Below are 18,150 nucleotides of genomic sequence, written 5' to 3'. Positions count from 1 at the left end.
ACATCTGGCGACATCGGACCGGACACCGAACGCATAAGCCCCGTTGCGGCCACTCCCTCCACCGCAACGGGGCCTCTTTTTAGGGTGAAAGCCAACTGCAGCCGAAAAAGGCGCAAGCAGATGCCCTGAACGGGGCGTCTGCCCTTCCGATCCGGCTGGGCTGGTTCCGCGGCTGAGTGTTTGCGGACCGGGTCAGAAGAAGCTACTGTTGCAAGCCGCTGACCACGCGCGCATACTTCTCAGCCAGCGCCTGGGCTTGCTCGCTCGACTCCGACTCTGCCACCACATGGAAGAGCGGTCGATCGGCATCGGGCAACACCAGCACCCACTCCTTGCTTCCCAGGTCGATCTTAATCCCATCGATCGGCTTGGCCCGTCGCTCGCGATACTGCTCACTCAGGATACGCATGACCTTGCCCTTGTGCTCCCAGGGGCAAGCCACGCGCGTGCGGCTCAAGTAGTAGCTCGGCAGATCGTCCACCACCTCAGAGAGCTTCACCTCAAAGTAGGCCAGCAGCTCCAGCAGCTTAGCCACGGCCATCATTCCATCAAAGGCGGGCAGGAACTCCGGGAAAATGAAGCCGCCCTCGCCATCGCCGACCAGCACCACCCCCTCGCGACTGGCCGTTGCCATCAGCGCTTGAGGCAGAACGCGCGTATGCAGAATGTAGCCATCGTAGCGCTTAGCGATATGCTGAAGGGCGCTGGGGGCTGTGACCGGGGCTGCCACTGTGGCCTGGTGGAAGCGGCGCAGCATCAGGCTCGTCATCACCGCCAACATCTTCATCCCATCCAGGATGCGCCCACGGTCATCTACCACAGCGATGCGCTCGCCTGCCGGATCGATACGGACACCCAGATCCGTATGCAGGGCTGCCGTAATCGTCGCCAGGCGCTGCAGATCGCGCTCCACCTCATCCTTCGTACGGGTCACCAGCGACTCATCGGCGCTCGTATTCAAGATAATGACATCCACGCCGAGGCGGTTAAAAATGCCGGGCAGCAGCTGCGTCGTACTGCCGTGTGCGTAGTCCATGACGATCTGGAACTTGCGCTGATGGATCAGCCCCTCATCGACTACCTTGTGGAAGCCCTCCAGATAGAGATTGAGCACGCGCTCATTCTCCTGGACCTCGATCGACCCCAGGTCGTCGATATAGACGCGGCGGAAATCCTCACGGAAGTAGAGGTTCTCCACCTTGCGCTCGGTCGCCTTATTGATATCGAGACCATACTGGTCAAAGAACTTAATGTCGACAATGCGCGGATCGTGAGGAGAGAGGCGCACATGGATACCGCCGACGGCCTCCGTATTCCGCACATAGTAGCGGGCCACCGGGATTGGTACCTGATTAATGTCGTGGACGTTGATGCCTGCCGAGGGGAGGCCAGCCACAATCGCCCGTTTAATCATCCGTGACGTGCGGTGTGATGAATCGCGATTGACAGCCACAATGCTGCCCTTGGGAAGAATGGCGCCGTAAGCTGCGCCAAGGCTGGCGGCGAACTCGGGAGTCAGATCGATATTCACCAGACCCGTCACCCCGTAGCGCCCAAAGAGGCCGCGTCTACCCTGCGAACCCCAGATGATACTATTATTGATCACGGCGCCAGTCTCGATCTCCTTATCGGGCCAGATCTTCACGTTGGGCTGAATAATGGCGCCCTCCTGGACGATCGAGTTATCGCCGATCACCGAGCCTTCGAACATCACGGCCTTGCTCTTAATGCTCGTCGACGAGCCGACGAGAGCGCCGCGCAGCTCAGCTCGCTCACCGATATAGGAGTTATTCCAGATGATGCTCCGGTCGACCTGGGCCCGCTCATCGATGATCGTATAGTGGCCGATAATGCTCGGCCCGTGGATAATGGCGCCCGACTTAATCTTGCAGTCATGCCCCAGGTAAACCGGGCCGTAGAGCTGAGCATCCTCAGCGATCTCCACGCCCTCTTCGCACCAGATACTGTTGCCAATATGGCGACCAGGAATCTCGATCTGGACTCGTCCCTGCAAAGCATCGGCGTTGGCACGCATATACTCGCTCAGGTTCCCCACATCGCACCAGTAGCCGCTGGCGATATAGCCATAGATGGGGTCACCCTTTTTGAGCATCAACGGAAAGAGATCCTGGCTGAAATCGAAGGGCTTATTCTTCTCGAAGTAGGTCAGCACGCGGGGATCGAGCACATAGATACCTGTATTGATCGTATCGCTGAAGACCTCGCCCCAGCTAGGCTTCTCCAGAAATTGCGTGATATGGCCATCCTCGTTCGTGATAATGACCCCGTACTCGAGTGGATTATGGACATGAGCGAGCGTCAACGTTGCCAGCGCTTGCTTTTCCTGATGAAAGCGGATGATATCGCTCAGATTATAATCGGTGAGCGCATCGCCACTGATCACAAGGAACGGCTCGGTCAGGTGCTCCTCGGCGTTCTTCACGCTGCCGGCGGTCCCTAGCGGAACATCCTCGCGAGAGTAGGTGATGCGCATGCCGAACTGCGAGCCATTGCCGAAGTAGTCCTCAATATTGCTTGCCAGGTACTGGACCGTGACGATGACCTCGGTGATGCCATGTCGCTTCAGGAGGTTCAGGATATGCTCCATGACGGGCTTGCCCACGATCGGCACCATTGGCTTGGGGCGCTTAATGGTCAGGGGACGTAGGCGAGATCCTTCCCCTCCGGCCATAACAACCGCTTTCATGACTTCTCTCTCCTTGGCGCGGGGTTGCTCATCTGGTCATGGAAACTGCAACGGCGCAGCAGGGGGCTGCGCCGTGGTCTACTGCCTGCCTCATTGCTATTGTACCTCACAGCAGAAGGCAGCTACAAGGATTTTCTGCCCTTGCTTGCTTGGTTTGAATGCTACAGGTAATCGCTCAAGTGGCTGTGGTCGATCAGCCAGTGCATGAAGCGCTGATAGGGGGTCTCCTCGCGGGCAAGCTGCTCTTCATAGGCCTCACGCAGCTCGATCAGGCGACTGGCCTCCTCGACCGTGAAGCCCTCATCCAGGAGGGCATCGATTAGCAGATCGCTGTATTGCTGCATCTATCAGGTCCTCCTTTCTTGCTGCTCTTCCATATCTTCCTCGCAGGACGTGCTCGCAGGACGTGCGAGCGCAACTGGCCGGACGGCTCCATTGAGAAGCGAAGGCTCTGCCAACCCAACCAGGCCCCCGCGGCGCGGCTGGGATGCAGCCTATCAGCACAGTGCCCAGCGGCCCTGGCAGAGAGGAAAAGAGCTGTGCCGGCGAGCATCAGAAGGTCGACATCAGCCTTGAGCACCAGGACAGGATAGGACAGGACAAAACAGGACAGGACAGAGCAGGATAGAACAGAACAGAACAGGCGTGTGGTCGCGTGGCGAAGCGGGAGAACAGCCCTGGAGAGCGTGGCGAAGAGGAAGAAGAGCCGCCCTGCGCCACTTACCTTCAGCTCCACCGGGCTGATTTCCGCCAGTATACTATGTATACAGTATAGCGCGTCAAGCGGCTCTGTGGCTAGCCCTGATGAACAGGCTGGCTATACTCTCTCCCGCCAGTGTCTGACAAAAGGAGCAAAGAGGAGGTGCCGGAGTCGGACGGGCACCAGCACTGCTTAATGGCCAACGCGGACAGGCCACCAGGCAAGGAGCGGTCGCTTAGTCACCGTCCCAAGACTGGTTACGAATGTAGCGCTCGATTTCCTCTTCGTTATCGTAAAAATAGCTGATAGCATCATAGACTTGAGCCAGACTCAAGCGATGGATGCGCGCGATCTCTTCGGGGTCCTTGCCCGACTGGAAGAGCAGGATCACATGGCGCACGCCGGTGCGTGTGCCTTCGATGATGGGCTCGCCACCGTAGATGGCGGAGTCACGAACAATATAGGGATGAGCGGTACGCTCGATGGGCATAGCGGAACTCCTCCTTTCCTGGACCAATCTTATTGTATATTATTTCAAGCCTTGAGAACCTGCGCATGGGCATGAAAGAACCCTTAAAATCCGCACGGTTGATCGTTCCTGTTGACGTTGGCGTTCTGGTCGAAAAGCTCAAGGAAAAAGTGTTCAAGTAAATTTCAACGAAAAGCTTGACAGCACCTGAAATGCAATGTTACAATTAGCGCAATGAAAGGAGGTGGTGTGCACATGCCTGAACGTGAATGCCACGCAGGTGGCGAGTTAACCAGTCACACCAATCGGGAAGGGAGGGGCGCCTCCTGAGTGTGGCCCCAGCCGGAAGGTGGGAACGAACCTGGCCCGCTTGGAAAGTGAAAGTCGGTTAACTCCCGCCTGTATGGCTTACCGCAGGACCAGTGCCGGTCGGTAGTGCTCTCACATTCTTCGTCTCCGCTGCATGCAAACAGAGCGTGTACAGGGCGCTGAATTGTCGCTACTAGCCGGCCTGGTGCCCGCGGAGAAGTCTGGTGGGCAAGGTCTCTAGAGCGGGCAGGCCGAGATGAGCGAGCTGGTCTGGTGGAGCGGCAACGGCGGAGCGGGGTGGTGCTGATGCTGAGTGGGGAGGAAGGTGAGGCAAGGCCGGTGCGAAAGAACGTAAGAAAGCGGGGAGAGCGAAAGTGGTTAGTGAAACCCTGGCGGAAAGTCCAGGCCCTCAGCTGAGGAAGGGCGAGAGGTAGTAGCGAGGTGAGCAGCGGTGAGCAGCGGTGCACAAGGGCAGATGGCCAATAGCGAACGATTGCATCTCGACAGACTGCAGCAGATGTTAGGCACTCGCCTCCTTGGGAAGGGAGAGGCGCGGCTGCTCTATCTTCCGGTGGTCGATTCGACGAATAGGCTGGCAATGCAGCGTGCCATCGAGGCTGCACCAAGCGAGAGTCTAGAGGGCCTGGTGGCGCTCACAGAAACTCAGACAGCCGGGCGTGGCAGGCAAGGCCGCCGCTGGGTTGATGTGGCTGGGCGCAATGTCCTCTTATCGCTGGTGCTCTATCCACGCTTCCCGCTTCCCCTGGTCACGATGTTCTCCGCTCTGGCTGTGGTGGAGGCCATTGCTGATATCGCTGGCCTTGTCGCTGGTATCAAATGGCCCAATGATATCTTGATTGGCGAACGTAAAGTTGCCGGTATTTTAATCGAGACCAGCTCCGATCGGGCGGGTCGTTTAGTGGCCGTACTGGGCATCGGCGTCAATGTCAATGGACGCAGTAAGGATTTAGCGATCGAGCAGAGTACGGGCGGATCAGTGCAGTCCTGTCCCGAGGCTCCTGCGGCTGCGTCAGCTCCGCTGGTTCAAGTGCCGACGCCGACAACGCTAGAGGCCGAGTGCGGTCGCCAGGTGAGCCGTGAGGTGTTTATATCCCGGCTTTTGGAGCATCTGGAGGACTCCTATCTCGCCCTGCAGCAAGAGGGTCGAGCACTCGCTGAGCGATCCGCGCTCGCGGCGTCTCCCGTCTCGGCGGCCTTCTTCTCGCTGCCGGTGGCTCGCCATATTCGCGAGCGCTGGCGCAGCCGCCTGCAGACGTTAGGACGTCTGGTGCGTATTCAGCAGGGGGCTCGTCAGCTCGAAGGCAGGGCGGAAGAGGTCACTGAGAGCGGCGAGTTGCTACTGTGCTGCCGCTCGGGCGAGCGGGTGACAGTAACCTGGGGAGATGTGGGACATCTCTCCTCTGGATGATCAGCTCCTGTTCTCGGACCCGCCACTAGGCGCTAGGTGAGAGGAGAGGAGAAGAGAACCGCTGTCCTTGACTTTGTCTCGCCTGGTCTGCTCCGATGCGCTGACTCAGGTACAACCGGCCAGCATACTAGAGACCTGGACCGGCTCTCTGTTGAAGAAGCTGCTTACTGTCTGTTGGCGCCTTCCCCTCGTTGCGGCGCGGCAGGTTGGTAGGCAAGCGAAGACTCTGGTAGTAGATGAGAGATTTCCTGCAGACAATGGAGGGAAACATAGGATGGAGACACAGGGCGTCTATCTGACCGAGGATGGCCGGCAACGTCTTCTGAATCAACTGGAGTTCCTGCGTACTGTCAAGCGGGCTGAGGTCGCGCGCTACCTGCACGACGCCAAGGAGGGAGGCGATGTCAACGACAATGCGGCCTATGAGGAGGCCAAGACGGAGTATGCCCGGCTCGAAGGGAAGATCTATGAGCTAGAGCAGATGCTCGCCACCGCGCGCACGATTCAGAAAGTCCAGAGCGACGAGGTAACCCTGGGATCGGTGGTGCATGTGCGCTGCAGCGATGGGCGCGAGGCATGCTATACGATTGTAGGCGCCTATGAGGCGAATCCGAGTGCTGGCCGCATCTCCAACGAGTCTCCCGTTGGCAAAGCCTTGCTTGGCCATAAGGTGGGCGATCTGGTTATGGTTTCTACCCCTGGTGGCGTCAAAGAGTACACGGTCCTCGCCATCGAGTAGATGAGCTTCTCCCCCTGCGACGAGAGCATTTCTCTTTCTCCTCCCCGAGGGCTTTCGTCTTCTGATCCAGCCAGGATGGAGTATGCCGCTGTGTCTTTCGGGGCCGCCTTCTCTGGTGCGGCCCTTCTCTTTGGTTCCCATCCGGGGAGAGCTGCCGCCGGGTCTTTCTCTCTCCCTGCTATCCAGTGGCCCGGAATTTTGTTAAAATAGCGGCAAACCATTGTGAGGAGTTTCCAAGAGCGTTATGGCTGATGAAAGAAGTGTGCGGCTCCAGCGCCTGCAGGCTTTGCGTGAGCGCGGTATCAATCCCTATCCCAACCATGTAGAGCGCAGCCATACCATTGCCGAGGTGCTGCAGCACTTCGATGAGTGGCTGGGAGAGGAGCACTCTTTTTCTCTAGTCGGACGCATCCGCTTGCTCCGCGAGATGGGCAAGGTGGCCTTTGCCCATATAGAGGATGGCACTGGTCGCATCCAGGTCTACTTCCGCATTAACGACCTCGGTGAGGAAACCTATCGCACGGTCCGGCTGCTGGATATCGGCGACTTTATTCAAGCGCGAGGCTTTCTCTTCTACACGCGCACGGGTGAGCGCACGCTGCACGTTCTGCAGTTCGCGGTGATTGCCAAGGGTTTGCGTCCACTCCCCGAGAAGTACCACGGGCTAGAAGATGTCGAACTGCGCCAGCGCAAGCGTTATCTGGATCTGCTGGCCAATGGGGATGAGGTTAAGCCGATCTTTGTCAGACGTAGTCGCGTCATTCGCGCCATGCGCCGCTTCCTCGATGAGCATGGCTTCCTGGAAGTGGAGACGCCAATCCTGCAGCCCATCTACGGTGGCGCTACGGCCCGTCCCTTCGTGACTCATCATCATGCCCTCGATCGCGATATGTACTTACGCATCGCGGTAGAGCTGTATTTGAAGCGCCTGATTGTTGGCGGCTTCGAGCGAGTCTATGAGATTGGGCGCAACTTCCGCAATGAGGGGATCGATCGCACGCATAATCCCGAGTTTACGATGATGGAGTGCTATCAGGCCTATGCCGATTATGAGGACATGATGCGCCTGACAGAGGAGATGATCTATGCTATTGCCCTGGAGGCCTGCGGAACTCCCCGCATTCGCTACCAGGGCTATGAGGTGGATCTGACGCCCCCCTGGCCGCGTCTACCTTTGCTGGCGACGATCGAGGAGTTTACTGGGATTGACGTGAATCGCTATCCCGATCGGGAGAGTCTGGCCGCTGAGATGCGGGCCCGTGGCTATGAGGTTGATCCCACCTTGGGTCGAGGCCGCTTGATCGATGAGCTGAAGAGTGCGATGTTCCGCCAGGGAGCTGAGCCGCTACGCCGCGCGCTCTTCTTGACCGATTATCCGCTGGATGTCTCGCCTCTGGCCAAGCGCCATCGGGCGCAGCCCGATCTGGTGGAGCGCTTTCAGCCGTTCCTGGGCGGCCTGGAGGTCGGAAACGCTTTTACTGAGCTGAATGACCCGCTCGATCAGCGCCAGCGCTTTGAGGATCAGATGCGCCAGCGTGCTCACGGCGATGTGGAGGCGCAGGTGCTTGATGAAGACTTTTTGGAGGCCCTGGAGGTAGGCATGCCTCCCACAGGCGGGCTGGGCATCGGCGTGGATCGCCTGGTCATGTTCCTGACCGATCAGGAGTCCATCCGCGATGTGATTCTCTTCCCCACAATGCGCAAGGCCCCTAACGAGCTGTGAAGTGCTGCTAGCCAGCCAGCCAGCCAGCGCTATTCCTGCTCACTTGCGCGCCCGCTTCTACTCTCGCCCTTGATGCCTCTGCGTGCTACCTGGGTTCATACTCCGGGCGGTGCTTTGGACCGCTGGCCTTGCCTGCTCCAGTCCTACTCTCCTCTTCTGTCGGCAAATACCAGGAAAGGCTGCGCCACCGGCGTCTTTGGCTGGCTGATGAGGCCGCGCGCCAAGACGCTCTGGCGCTTGCCACCTATGCCCCGTGTCCCTACTTGACAAGCCCCGCCCGGAGTGCTATAGTAGCTATACCAGAGTGTCGGGGATGGAGCACAGGCCCGGCAAGCGGCGCTTACCCCGGCTGGTAGAGTCAATGGGCGCTTAGCTCAGTGGGAGAGCGCTTCGTTCACACCGAAGAGGTCACTGGTTCGAGCCCAGTAGCGCCCACCTTTTTATGCCTGTTTTGTTCTGCCTGCGCTGCTTTATCCCCTTTTCCTTCTAGCGAGGCTGGCCCTGACGGCCAGGTTGTTCCCCCCCTCGCGCCCTGCCCGTTGCAGGAGAGGTAACAGGCGCTACGCTGCGCTGCTCTCCTTGACGTCTGTTTCACCAGGCTTTAGACTCTAAATGAATATCCTCGTGCGTCTCATCTCGGAGTGGGCAGCTGAGCCTTCGAAGAAGGCAGAGGCCCTGTGAGCTGATCAATAGCCGAGGGAGGATGGTCTTTGCTAGCTGTACTTTTCCTCTGCGCCTCTCCCTGCCTGGAGCATGGGTCTCGTATAGTGTGCCTGGTATCTAGAATAGAGTGTTTTCCTCTCGACTCTGCCCTGGAATGCTATGGCTCGTGATCTTGAGACGCAGCGCCGTTCTCTGCTAGAGAGCTTGCGCAGCGCTGGTATCCACGATGAGCGTGTGCTGGCAGCCATTGGGGCCACGCCGCGCGAACGCTTCGTTGATCCTCAACATCAGCCGTGGGCCTATGCTGACCAGGCCCTGCCAATTGGCTGTGGTCAGACCATTTCTCAGCCCCTTATTGTGGCGACGATGACCCAGGCGCTGCAGCTGAGCGGTCAGGAGCGGGTTCTGGAGATTGGAACGGGTTCGGGCTATCAGTCAGCTATTCTGGCACGTCTGGCGGCCTTTGTCGTAACGGTAGAGCGCTACCAGCAGCTGGCATGTCAGGCGGCAAGGCGGCTGCTGCAGCTGGGCCTGAATAATGTAGCCGTCTTTGTGGGTGATGGCTCGCTAGGTTGGCCAGAGGCGGCTCCTTATGACCGGATTGTGGTCACTGCTGCGGCGCCGCAGATTCCTCAGCAGCTGGTTGCTCAGTTGGTCCAGGGCGGAATCCTGGTCATTCCTGTGGGCAGTCACGACCATCAGGAGCTGCTGGTCATACGGCGCACGCCCGGCGGGCAGGAGGTACATTCGCTTGGGGGCTGTGTCTTTGTGCCGCTGGTTGGCAAAGGAGGGTGGGAAGAATAGTGAAGTCCTGTTGTCGGCAGGCCCTCAGTGGGCGTACAATACAAACAGAGGTTTCTGGTGTCGCTGTTTACGACGTTCGAGGAGGATGAGCATGCCGGGGATACTGGCCAGTATCCAGCTTCGTTCTATACCGGGCTTAATTGCCTTTGTGCTCCTCTGGCTGCTGCTGGTTGAGGGGTCCCATCTGCTGCTGGCGCTCGTGCGGCGCGATCAGCTGATCGGTTGGGCTATTGGCCCCCTGGGAATCACCACCCTGTTTGTGCGTGAGCCGTCGCGTTTCTATATTGTGCTGGAAGCGCTTCTGCCCGCAGTGGTCTCAGGCAGCATGGTCTATATCGGCTTCTTTACGGCGTTCGGCCCGGTGGCTCTCCCCCATCACCTCCTCTGGGTGGTCGGGGTGACGCTGGTCGGTGTGCTCATCACCAGTACCGGCGATATTGTTAATGCCCTCTGCGATTTGCTCTATCCACTCTGGGGAGAGGCCCGCGTCTTGCGCCATATTCAGATTTTGCGGGCAAGCTGGGCTACTATCCATTTTACTCCCTTTGGCCGCTCTTACCTGCGGGACCGCTTCCAGGCGACGCCGACCGAGCTGTTGAAGGCTTTCTAGGCGAGATCCGTGCCGGTTGGCACGAGGTGGCAAGGGAAGGTAGCAAGGGAGCGGATGAAAAGATCATTGTGCTGACCGTTTGGCTGGTCGAGCGCTAAGGTCGTCTCTGCCCTGAGATGGGGAGGACTGAGGTCGAGCCGGATAGAGGACTGGCCGGGCCTGGTGTTCACTGGCAGTCAGGGCTGCCTTGTCTCGACTGGGTTGGGGCTCCGCGGCAGGCTAAAGTAGAAGGTGCTGCCCATCCCCTGCTTATTGCTGGCGTAGCCGATGCGGCCTCCGTGCGCTTCGACGATGGCGCGGGCAACGTAAAGGCCGAGGCCGATCCCCGAGTACTGGCGACTGGCGGCGTTGCGAACTCGATAGAAGCGCTCGAAGATGTGGTCGAGGTATTCAGGGCTGACCCCGATGCCTTCGTCGCTGATGCTGACCAGGAATGCATCGTCCGCGCTCTCCAGCCGCACTGTGACATGTCCCCCTTGGGGTGAGTATTTGATGGCGTTGTCCAGGATGTTGCCCACGACCTGGGCGATGCGCTGGCGATCGGCGATCACCTTGCTGTCCTGGACTTGCACATCGAGCTGAACAATGTGCTGCTCGGTGTTGGCCTGGGCCAGACGCACCTGCTCGGCCAACAGGTCGGCCAGATAGAAAGGGGTGTATTGCAAGTCCAGGCGTCCCCATTGCACGCGCGACAGATCGAGCAGATCGCTGACCAGGCGCTCCAGATGCTCGGCCTGGCTTTGTACGATGTAGAGGCTTCGTAGATCGTAACTTTCCGGTGACTCAGGCTGCTCGCGGCCCTCGCGCGCTTGCTGGCGTAGGCGCCGCTCCAGGCGCCGAACAAGGTGCTGGGTGTAGCCTTTGATGGCGGTCAGCGGGGTCCGCAGCTCGTGGGAGACCACCGAGACGAACTCGTCTTTGAGCTTCTCGATCTGCTTGCGATCGGTGATGTCGTTGAGCACCACAACGGCGCCGCCGGGCAGCGGGTGATGGCTCTCCTGGCTCAGTGGGGCCGCGCTGATGCTCAAGGTGAGCGGGACGGCCTCGCCGCTTTCGCCGATGATCAACTCCTGATTCTTGATCGTCTGCCCGGTCAGGGCCTGATCAACGACATGCGTCAGCTCGCGTAGCCAGGATACGTTGCTGCGAGCAGCAAGCTGGCGGAGGGGTACACCAGGTTCGAGGCGTGTGTCGATCTCAGCCTGCTGGAAGAGCTGCTCGGCAAAGCGATTCAGGGAGACAATGGCACCTTGGGCATTGGTGATCAGCAGGGCCTCAGCCATACTGCTGATAATCAGCTCCAACCGGCGCCGCTCAAATTCGGCCTCGCGCCAGAGGGCCTGCTCGCGCTCGCGCAGACGCATATTCTCCAGAGCGATGGCGGCGTAGTCGGCGATGATGCGTGTGAGCTGCAGAAGCTGCGTATCAAAGACGCCCTCGCGCTCGTGGAAGAGACTGAGCAGGCCAATGATGCGGTCCTCGACGGCCAGTGGCAGATGGAGGAAGTCACCGATTTCGCTGCTGCCAGGAGAAGATTGTGGCTCCATCAGAGCCAGGTCATCGGGAGCATCGAGATAGGCTGCGACGGCCAGCTCCTCGGGCGTCACGTTGGGGAAGTCAATGATGTTGGCGGCGCGAGCGATCCGCTGGATCATCTCCTGGAGGAAGGAAGCGCTGAGGGGATAGCGAGGGATAATGGAGAGTTCGAAAGGGTCGCCTTGCTGACCTTTGAGCAGGATAGCACAGGCGGAGAAACTGTATAACTCTTGTAACGTGGCCAGTAGGGCACGATGGACCTGGAAGCGATCGTTGGCGGCGACGAAGCGCTTCCCGATGGTGTTAAGATATTCTATCTCATGGCGGAGAACCGCCAGCCGATCTTCCCCCGATCCTCTGGAAGAGCGGTACGCGCCATCTGGAAGTGTCGACTGAGACTGCACGCTGCTCTTCTCCATTGCTCGCTGCGACGCTAGGCCATCTTCTCTTTACGACATGATCGACATATGCTGGAGCTGGCGGGTCACCTCATCGTGAAGCGGGGTAACAATCAGGTCGCCGGTGAGTTCCTTCAAGCCCGCAAAACACTCCTCCAGAAGAGCATTCAAACCTGCCGTCAGCTCCTGCGGAGATTGACCACCAAGCTGCTCCTGGGCAATCGCCGGAGTGACTTCAGTATATGGGATACGCTCAAGAAAGTGAAGAAATGGGTACTTCTCCGCTACTCGCCGGGCCGCGCCCTGCACGAGGACCCGCGTGGTCACTTTGCCCAGGAGAGGCGCGACACGGTCATCAAGCAGGCGAATGACCTCTAGATAGGCCGCGACAACTGGCTTCCGGGAGTCTGCAGAGCTGGTGTCTGATGAGTACAGCGACAATGTTGTCTCCCTTCGCTATGCTCACACTCTCCTTTATATTATATCACACGCTAACTATCCCGGTCAGCTAACTTTGATTGGAGTCGAAGTAGTTGTATTGACATGTCTTTGCCTTTGATCCAGGAGAGAAGCAGCCTGGCTTTATCAAGTGTTAATACGTATGCCTGCTCAATGTATTGAGCAAGCACTGCTTAAAAGAGGCGGTTATGCTCCTGGCAGGCGTCTCTTCGGCGGCTTGCAAACGGCCAACTTTCGCAGGAATGAAGGCGCTGCCTCAATTGTCACGCCGTGCGCCTTGGGGGCCTGGGGTGGCAAGCCGTCGGGAACCAGAAGGAGGAACGCGAAGGGAGAGCGAAGAGGGCGCCGGACGGCTCTCTCTCGTGCTCCCCTCGTGTTTTCTCTGACGCTCTGACTGATCGTTGGACTCTTGCCTGCCCGCGGATGAATTCGCCATCGCCCCTTCCTTCAGGAGGAGGAAGATGGGTCTGCCTGAGAGTGGCGCGGCAGTAGGCCGAGCAGACGGGCGAGCCAGAGGCGCCAGCCACGCAGCGCTGGTGGCTGGAGAGCGGTCTGTGAAGGTGGGTTCCCGAGGCTGCCGTAGCTGGCGGCCAGATCAAGCAGGCGCTGCCGGGCCTCGTCGCGACGGGCGCGCTCGGCTTCCAGCCTGGCCTGGGCCTGATAGCGCTCTTCTTGCTCGGCGATCGCATGCAGAAAGTGTTCACGACGGATAGAGAAGTGGCTCTCCTCTCCGCTGGTCTGAGCTGCCTGGCTGGGAGTGCCGATCGTGCCGGAAGCCTTCGCCTCCTGCTGCTCCTCGCTGATCTGTACACGGCCTACTTGTTGCAGACGCGGCTCGATCCAGTCGTGCAAGGCCAGCATCGAGGCGCGGCGACAGATGGCCTCAATATCGGCGCCGCTGCGGCCTGGCGTCAGTTGTGCCAGCTCCGCCAGGCTGACATCGGGAGCCAACGGTTTGCCGCGCGTGTGCACGGCGAAGATCGCCTGGCGATCGGCTTCATCGGGATAGGTAAGCTCGACGATCAAATCGAAGCGGCCTGGACGCAGCAGGGCTGGATCGATCAGCTCGGGCCGGTTGGTGGCGGCCAGCACGATAACGCCCGTGCGCCCCTCGATGCCGTCCAGCTCCGTTAGCAGCTGAGCGATCACCCGATCGCCGACATGGTTGTCCAGCTCGGCCCCGCGGCGCGGTGCCAGGGCGTCGATTTCGTCGAAGAAGATGATGCAGGGTGCCGCCTGTTTGGCACGCTTGAAGATCTCGCGTACCCCCTTCTCAGATTCGCCGACCCACTTTGAGAGCAGCTCGGGACCTTTGATAGAGATGAAGCTCGCGTTGCACTGGTTGGCCAGAGCGCGCGCCAAGAGGGTTTTACCGGAGCCGGGAGGGCCGGCCAGCAGTACGCCACGGGGTGGTTCAACTTTGGCCTTGCTATAGATCTCGGGGTAGCGCAGCGGCCACTCCACACCCTCGGTCAGCAGCTGCTTGGCCTGGGTCTGTCCTCCAATATCATCCCAGGTCGTTTCACTGACCTCAACGTAGACTTCGCGAGTCGTCGAAGGCTCGATCTCGCGCAGGGCGGCCTGGAAATCAGCCATCGTGATATTGAGATTCACCAGGGTCTCGAACGGAATGTAGCCGCTCTGATAGTCAATGTAGGGAAGCACGCGGCGGAGCGCGATCATGGCCGCCTCCCGACAGAGTGCCTCCAGATCGGCCCCCACGAAGCCGGGGGTCAGTTGCGCCAGACGGGCAAAATCAACGTCGTCTGCCAGGGCCGCGTCGCGTGTATGGATGCGCAGGATCTCCATGCGTCCATAGAGATCAGGGACGCGCAGGGCAATTTCGCGGTCAAAACGGCCCGGACGGCGCAGGGCCGGGTCGAGCGCGTTGGGCTGATTGGTGGCTCCGATGACAACGACCTGGCCGCGCGAGGCCATGCCGTCCATCAGGGCCAGCAGTTGACCAACAATGCGCCGCTCAACCTCGCCGCCCATTTCAGAACGGCGCGGTGCCAGCGCATCCAGCTCGTCGATAAAGATGATGCTGGGGGCGCGTCGCTGGGCCTCCTGAAAGACTTCGCGCAGGCGTGACTCACTCTCGCCGTAGAACTTGTTGATGACCTCCGGCCCATTGATCACGAAGAAGGCTGCGTTCGTCTCCGAGGCGACGGCGCGGGCGATCAAGGTCTTGCCGGTACCAGGAGGGCCATAGAGCAGCACCCCTTTAGGAGGTTCTACTCCCAGACGATCGAAGACCGCTGGATACTTGAGCGGTAGCTCGATCATTTCGCGAATACGCTGTAGCTCCTTCCCCAGGCCCCCGATATCTTCGTAGCTGACCCGTCCCAGGCCGCCCGGGCGCCCGGCCCCGCGGGCCTGAGCGCGGACGACCGTGCCCGGTTGAACGATGACCGCTTCGACCTCCGCCCGCTCGTTCTGCTCGGCCAGGGGGGCGACGGCTGTCCCCTCTAGCTGCGAGCGGCGAGAAGGGTAACTGGGTGTGGCGGGCGCCGTGCTAATAATCAAGAATTCACGGCTCGCTGTACCCGGCAGGTTGAGGCGAAGCAGGTCGCCTGTGACGACGGGCAGGCCCACCAGGTAGCGTGCGATGTACTGCAGGTCGCTCTCTTGAATGGGGGCACCGCGGGTCAGCGGCAGCAGGGTGATCTTCTCCGCTCGCTGCACCCGAGCTTTGCGAACCGTAACGCGCTCGCCCAGGCCGGCATCGCTATTCTGGCGTACCTGGCTATCCATTTGGATGATACGCTGCCCGCGCTGCTGTGGGACACCAGGCAACAACCTGGCGGCGGTGGTCCGTGCGCCGCTGATCAAGACAATATCTCCAGGCTGACAGCCCAAAGCCTCGATATCGCGCGGATCAAGACGGGCAACGCCACGTCCAACCTGCAAGCCCTCGACGACAACGAACTGCAGGCCCTCATCCTGACTGGCTGTGGCCTTCACTGCTTCCTGAACCCTTATGGTATCCGGTCCTGCGCTCCGACTCGCCTCTGGGGTCTCTACCTCTGAGTCTAGGCGGCTGGTGATTCTTCCTGTTCCCACCTTGTCGGACCCACTGCCGCTGTGATGCTGAGGCTCCTCCATTGCTCGGTTCCTACTCTTTCGCTGAAAGATTGCTCTGGTGCTTACCTCTGGGGAATGACAGGCTCGCCGTCACTTCCTTTCACTCATTACATCTACGCTGTGGCTTGGTTCAGAGTTGAAGATCGCTGGCAAGTCAGGCCAGACAGGCCGGGACCAGGGCGAGCAAGGCTCTCGTCCGCCTGGCCAGATCGCCCCTGGATGGCCTGGCTGGACGGACTGGCCACCGAGGAGGGGCAAGCTGACCAGGGGAGGCAGAGTCAGAGCTTGTGATTAGCGAGCGGCGCGGGCGTGCCAGAGCGTGGTACGGGCATCTCGGCTGGAGCTATGGCCAGCCTCAATGATCGTGCGGCGCAGAAAATAGCCGCCGATGAGGACCAAGAGTGAGAGCCACAAGCCGCTGAGGCTCACACGCTTGCGCTCTGGCCGCTTGCTTGCCATCCTGTCCGTGGCTGCCTCTCCATGAGCGCGGCGTGTCAGCAGCAGCCATGTCTGGAGTAGCCAGGGCAGGAGCAAGCCGCCGATGGCCACAAGGCGCCAGAAGCGAGGTCCGTGCTCCGCAGGTCCGCTACCCACCAGGGCACGGGCGGCACGTCCAGAACCGCGCAGGAAAGCAAAGAGAGCGAGCTGCTCGCTGAGGAGCGCGCCCCACTCCAGGCGCTCCAGTTTGTGCAGAGCGGCGGCAGGCGCGGCGCTGAGGCGTAGCACGAAGGTGATCAGTGCCGAGCTGGTAGAGATGGCCGAGGAGATGAAAACGGCGCCGAGCATCTTGCTGCGCGACCAGAGCGGAATGCTCGTGGTAGCCAGGAGAACGCCGGTATAGCCTCCCAGGAAGAGAGCGAGCGCCATACCTGGGAGTGCCAGCAGGCGCTGAGGGAGACGCGCCAGCCAGCGTGCTCCCCACCAGCGGCCCAGCCACTGGTCGCGAGCGGCCTGAATCAGAGCGCTCAGGCCGCTGAAGAAAGAGAAGCTTACCAGGCACCAGACGCCCATTGACATGGGCGAGCGCACCTTAAACATGCGTAACATATTCAGAAAGCGCTCGGGCCGTCCGAGATCCTTGATGAGCAGCAACGGACACGGGAGCAAGGCCAGCAACGAGAGATAGTAGCCAGTTCGCCGCGTCGCTCGATCCTCGGGTCCGCCAAAGAGCGCCGCCAGGCTGGCGATGAAATAGCAGCCTGCGGCCAGGCCGCCCAAGAAAAAGTACCAGACGATTTCCCAGCGCCAGACCGGCTCTTTGAGAGCAGGATAGTCGTAATATGTTGGCTCTTGCTGCTCGCGTTCAGGGTCTGGATGATAGCCTGTGCTGAGCGCTGCCAGGCGCTCCATCCAGCCAGTGGCGCGCGAGATCTGCCGAAGCCGTTGCGCTAGTGCCTGACCCGTAGCGAGCCAGGTGGAAAAGCTCTGCCTCTCTGGCTGCATCGCTCGTCATCGCCTCCTGAACGAGAAGATTCCGAACAGACCCAGTACCAACGCCACCAGCGCCGTCCAGAAGGAAGCGGGCAGAACATGTCTACTGGGGCGTGACGGGCGTTCGGGCAGGTTGTAGACGGCAGGCTCGTCCAGCAGCAGGAAGAAAGCGCGAAGGCCGCCTTCCAGGATGGTATCGTCGGCGCCATAGAGGCGGGCCTCGTGCAAGCCGCGCTCATGCAGCTGAGCCAGACGAGCCTGAGCCTGCTGGCGCAGCTGATCGACTGGGCCGAAAACGATCGAGTCTGTCGGGCAGACCTTGGCGCAGGCTGGCTCCAGACCATCCTTCAGGCGATCGTAGCATAGTGTGCACTTACGCGCTGTTCCTCCTAACGCATCGCGAGCGATCACCCCGAAGGGGCAAGCGACCACGCAGTAACCGCAGCCGTTGCAAACGTCCTGCTGCACATAGACCGTATCGAATTCAGTACGAATGATCGCCCCGGTCGGACAGGCTTCGAGGCAAGGAGCATGAGCGCAATGCTTGCAAACGTCGCTCAGCATCAGCCAGCGATCGGAATTGAAGAAAGGTAACTCTGTGGGAGCCGCGACCGTTCCCACGGTGCTACCTCCGTCGTGATGGTTCTCCTCATGGCGCCCGAGGCGCTCGATAAAGAGCACGTGGCGCCAGTTGATCGCGTTCAGCTCGCGCGTATTATCGTAGCTGGTCCCTGCCCAGACTGGTTCACGGGCAGGGAGCTGGTTCCACTGCTTACAGGCAATTTCACAGGCTTTACAACCGATACACAGGCTGGTGTCGGTAAAAAAGCCCACCGCTGTTTGTGGAGGCAGCGGCTCCTCCTTGCGCAGCGGCTCCAGCAAGGTGCGCAGCTGCTTGAGCGCCCCAGGCAGGGATCTCGCTGCTTCAACCGCCATAGTCTTCACTCCTTTGCTGCCAACGTGCCAGAGCGGCGGCGGCACCGGGCGAGGGAGACAGGTGCAGATCGCAATTGCTGCCAGTGCTCTGCTTGCTATCTGCACAGCCAGGTCGCCGAGGCTGGGGGGCCGTGCCGTGCCGCTCTGCGCGCG

Annotated in this window: 13 protein-coding genes and 1 tRNA gene; 6 read left to right on the top strand and 8 right to left on the bottom strand. The window is 60.1% G+C overall.

The features are described from left to right. Window positions 1-202 precede the first annotated feature (202 nt). The 3 genes from BGC09_RS02930 to BGC09_RS02920 form a co-directional block, all read right to left on the bottom strand. Window positions 203-2,707, bottom strand: coding sequence for a mannose-1-phosphate guanyltransferase (locus BGC09_RS02930; protein ID WP_069801928.1), 2,505 nt, complete (start codon window positions 2,705-2,707; stop codon window positions 203-205). Between the two features lie 161 nt (window positions 2,708-2,868). Further along, window positions 2,869-3,051, bottom strand: a complete 183-nt coding sequence (locus BGC09_RS02925) for a hypothetical protein (RefSeq protein WP_069801926.1) — start codon at window positions 3,049-3,051, stop codon at window positions 2,869-2,871. A gap of 591 nt (window positions 3,052-3,642) precedes the next feature. Continuing rightward, complete coding sequence (locus BGC09_RS02920) at window positions 3,643-3,897, bottom strand: DUF433 domain-containing protein (RefSeq protein WP_069801924.1); 255 nt, start codon at window positions 3,895-3,897, stop codon at window positions 3,643-3,645. Between the two features lie 739 nt (window positions 3,898-4,636). Here BGC09_RS02920 and BGC09_RS02915 point away from each other — a divergent pair. The 6 genes from BGC09_RS02915 (at window position 4,637) to BGC09_RS02890 (ending at window position 10,153) form a co-directional block, all read left to right on the top strand. Continuing rightward, window positions 4,637-5,614 carry a biotin--[acetyl-CoA-carboxylase] ligase gene (locus BGC09_RS02915; RefSeq protein WP_141727607.1) on the top strand — a complete coding sequence of 326 codons (978 nt, stop codon included), beginning with the start codon at window positions 4,637-4,639 and terminating at the stop codon, window positions 5,612-5,614. 274 nt (window positions 5,615-5,888) lie between these two features. Beyond that, window positions 5,889-6,353 (top strand): transcription elongation factor GreA, encoded by a 465-nt coding sequence (gene greA / locus BGC09_RS02910; protein ID WP_069801920.1) that lies wholly within the window; start codon window positions 5,889-5,891, stop codon window positions 6,351-6,353. 244 nt (window positions 6,354-6,597) lie between these two features. Next, window positions 6,598-8,076, top strand: a complete 1,479-nt coding sequence (lysS, locus tag BGC09_RS02905; protein ID WP_069801918.1) for a lysine--tRNA ligase — start codon at window positions 6,598-6,600, stop codon at window positions 8,074-8,076. Between the two features lie 363 nt (window positions 8,077-8,439). Then, window positions 8,440-8,511 (top strand) — tRNA-Val (locus tag BGC09_RS02900). Window positions 8,512-8,898: 387 nt separating this feature from the next. Further along, window positions 8,899-9,543, top strand: a complete 645-nt coding sequence (locus BGC09_RS02895; protein WP_069801916.1) for a protein-L-isoaspartate(D-aspartate) O-methyltransferase — start codon at window positions 8,899-8,901, stop codon at window positions 9,541-9,543. 91 nt (window positions 9,544-9,634) lie between these two features. Continuing rightward, entirely contained in the window at window positions 9,635-10,153 is a 519-nt protein-coding gene (locus tag BGC09_RS02890) for a hypothetical protein (RefSeq protein WP_069801914.1), read from the top strand. A gap of 176 nt (window positions 10,154-10,329) precedes the next feature. Here BGC09_RS02890 and BGC09_RS02885 read toward each other — a convergent pair whose 3' ends face one another. The 5 genes from BGC09_RS02885 to BGC09_RS02865 all read right to left on the bottom strand — a co-directional run bounded on the left by BGC09_RS02885 (window position 10,330) and on the right by BGC09_RS02865 (window position 17,997). Continuing rightward, complete coding sequence (locus BGC09_RS02885; RefSeq protein WP_176728825.1) at window positions 10,330-12,093, bottom strand: ATP-binding protein; 1,764 nt, start codon at window positions 12,091-12,093, stop codon at window positions 10,330-10,332. Between the two features lie 45 nt (window positions 12,094-12,138). Then, entirely contained in the window at window positions 12,139-12,528 is a 390-nt protein-coding gene (locus BGC09_RS02880) for a hypothetical protein (RefSeq protein WP_052888508.1), read from the bottom strand. Between the two features lie 465 nt (window positions 12,529-12,993). Beyond that, entirely contained in the window at window positions 12,994-15,510 is a 2,517-nt protein-coding gene (locus BGC09_RS02875) for a CDC48 family AAA ATPase (protein WP_218103944.1), read from the bottom strand. A 411-nt stretch (window positions 15,511-15,921) separates the two neighbouring features. Next, window positions 15,922-17,073, bottom strand: a complete 1,152-nt coding sequence (gene nrfD, locus BGC09_RS02870) for an NrfD/PsrC family molybdoenzyme membrane anchor subunit (protein ID WP_069801910.1) — start codon at window positions 17,071-17,073, stop codon at window positions 15,922-15,924. A 6-nt stretch (window positions 17,074-17,079) separates the two neighbouring features. Further along, window positions 17,080-17,997 (bottom strand): 4Fe-4S dicluster domain-containing protein, encoded by a 918-nt coding sequence (locus BGC09_RS02865; protein ID WP_084657881.1) that lies wholly within the window; start codon window positions 17,995-17,997, stop codon window positions 17,080-17,082. Between the last annotated feature and the right edge of the window lie 153 nt (window positions 17,998-18,150).

It is taken from the genome of Thermogemmatispora onikobensis (assembly GCF_001748285.1).
Classification (GTDB): domain Bacteria; phylum Chloroflexota; class Ktedonobacteria; order Ktedonobacterales; family Ktedonobacteraceae; genus Thermogemmatispora; species Thermogemmatispora onikobensis.
The sequence above is the reverse complement of the archived record's forward strand: the minus strand, read 5'-3'. Positions and strand labels throughout refer to the sequence as shown.

Coding starts and splice junctions, on each gene's coding strand:
- BGC09_RS02930 (WP_069801928.1), bottom strand. CDS start 2,707: ATGAAAGCGGTTGTTATGGCCGGAGGGGAAGGATCTCGCCTACGTCCC.
- BGC09_RS02925 (WP_069801926.1), bottom strand. CDS start 3,051: ATGCAGCAATACAGCGATCTGCTAATCGATGCCCTCCTGGATGAGGGC.
- BGC09_RS02920 (WP_069801924.1), bottom strand. CDS start 3,897: ATGCCCATCGAGCGTACCGCTCATCCCTATATTGTTCGTGACTCCGCC.
- greA (WP_069801920.1), top strand. CDS start 5,889: ATGGAGACACAGGGCGTCTATCTGACCGAGGATGGCCGGCAACGTCTT.
- lysS (WP_069801918.1), top strand. CDS start 6,598: ATGGCTGATGAAAGAAGTGTGCGGCTCCAGCGCCTGCAGGCTTTGCGT.
- BGC09_RS02895 (WP_069801916.1), top strand. CDS start 8,899: ATGGCTCGTGATCTTGAGACGCAGCGCCGTTCTCTGCTAGAGAGCTTG.
- BGC09_RS02890 (WP_069801914.1), top strand. CDS start 9,635: ATGCCGGGGATACTGGCCAGTATCCAGCTTCGTTCTATACCGGGCTTA.
- nrfD (WP_069801910.1), bottom strand. CDS start 17,073: ATGCAGCCAGAGAGGCAGAGCTTTTCCACCTGGCTCGCTACGGGTCAG.
- BGC09_RS02865 (WP_084657881.1), bottom strand. CDS start 17,997: ATGGCGGTTGAAGCAGCGAGATCCCTGCCTGGGGCGCTCAAGCAGCTG.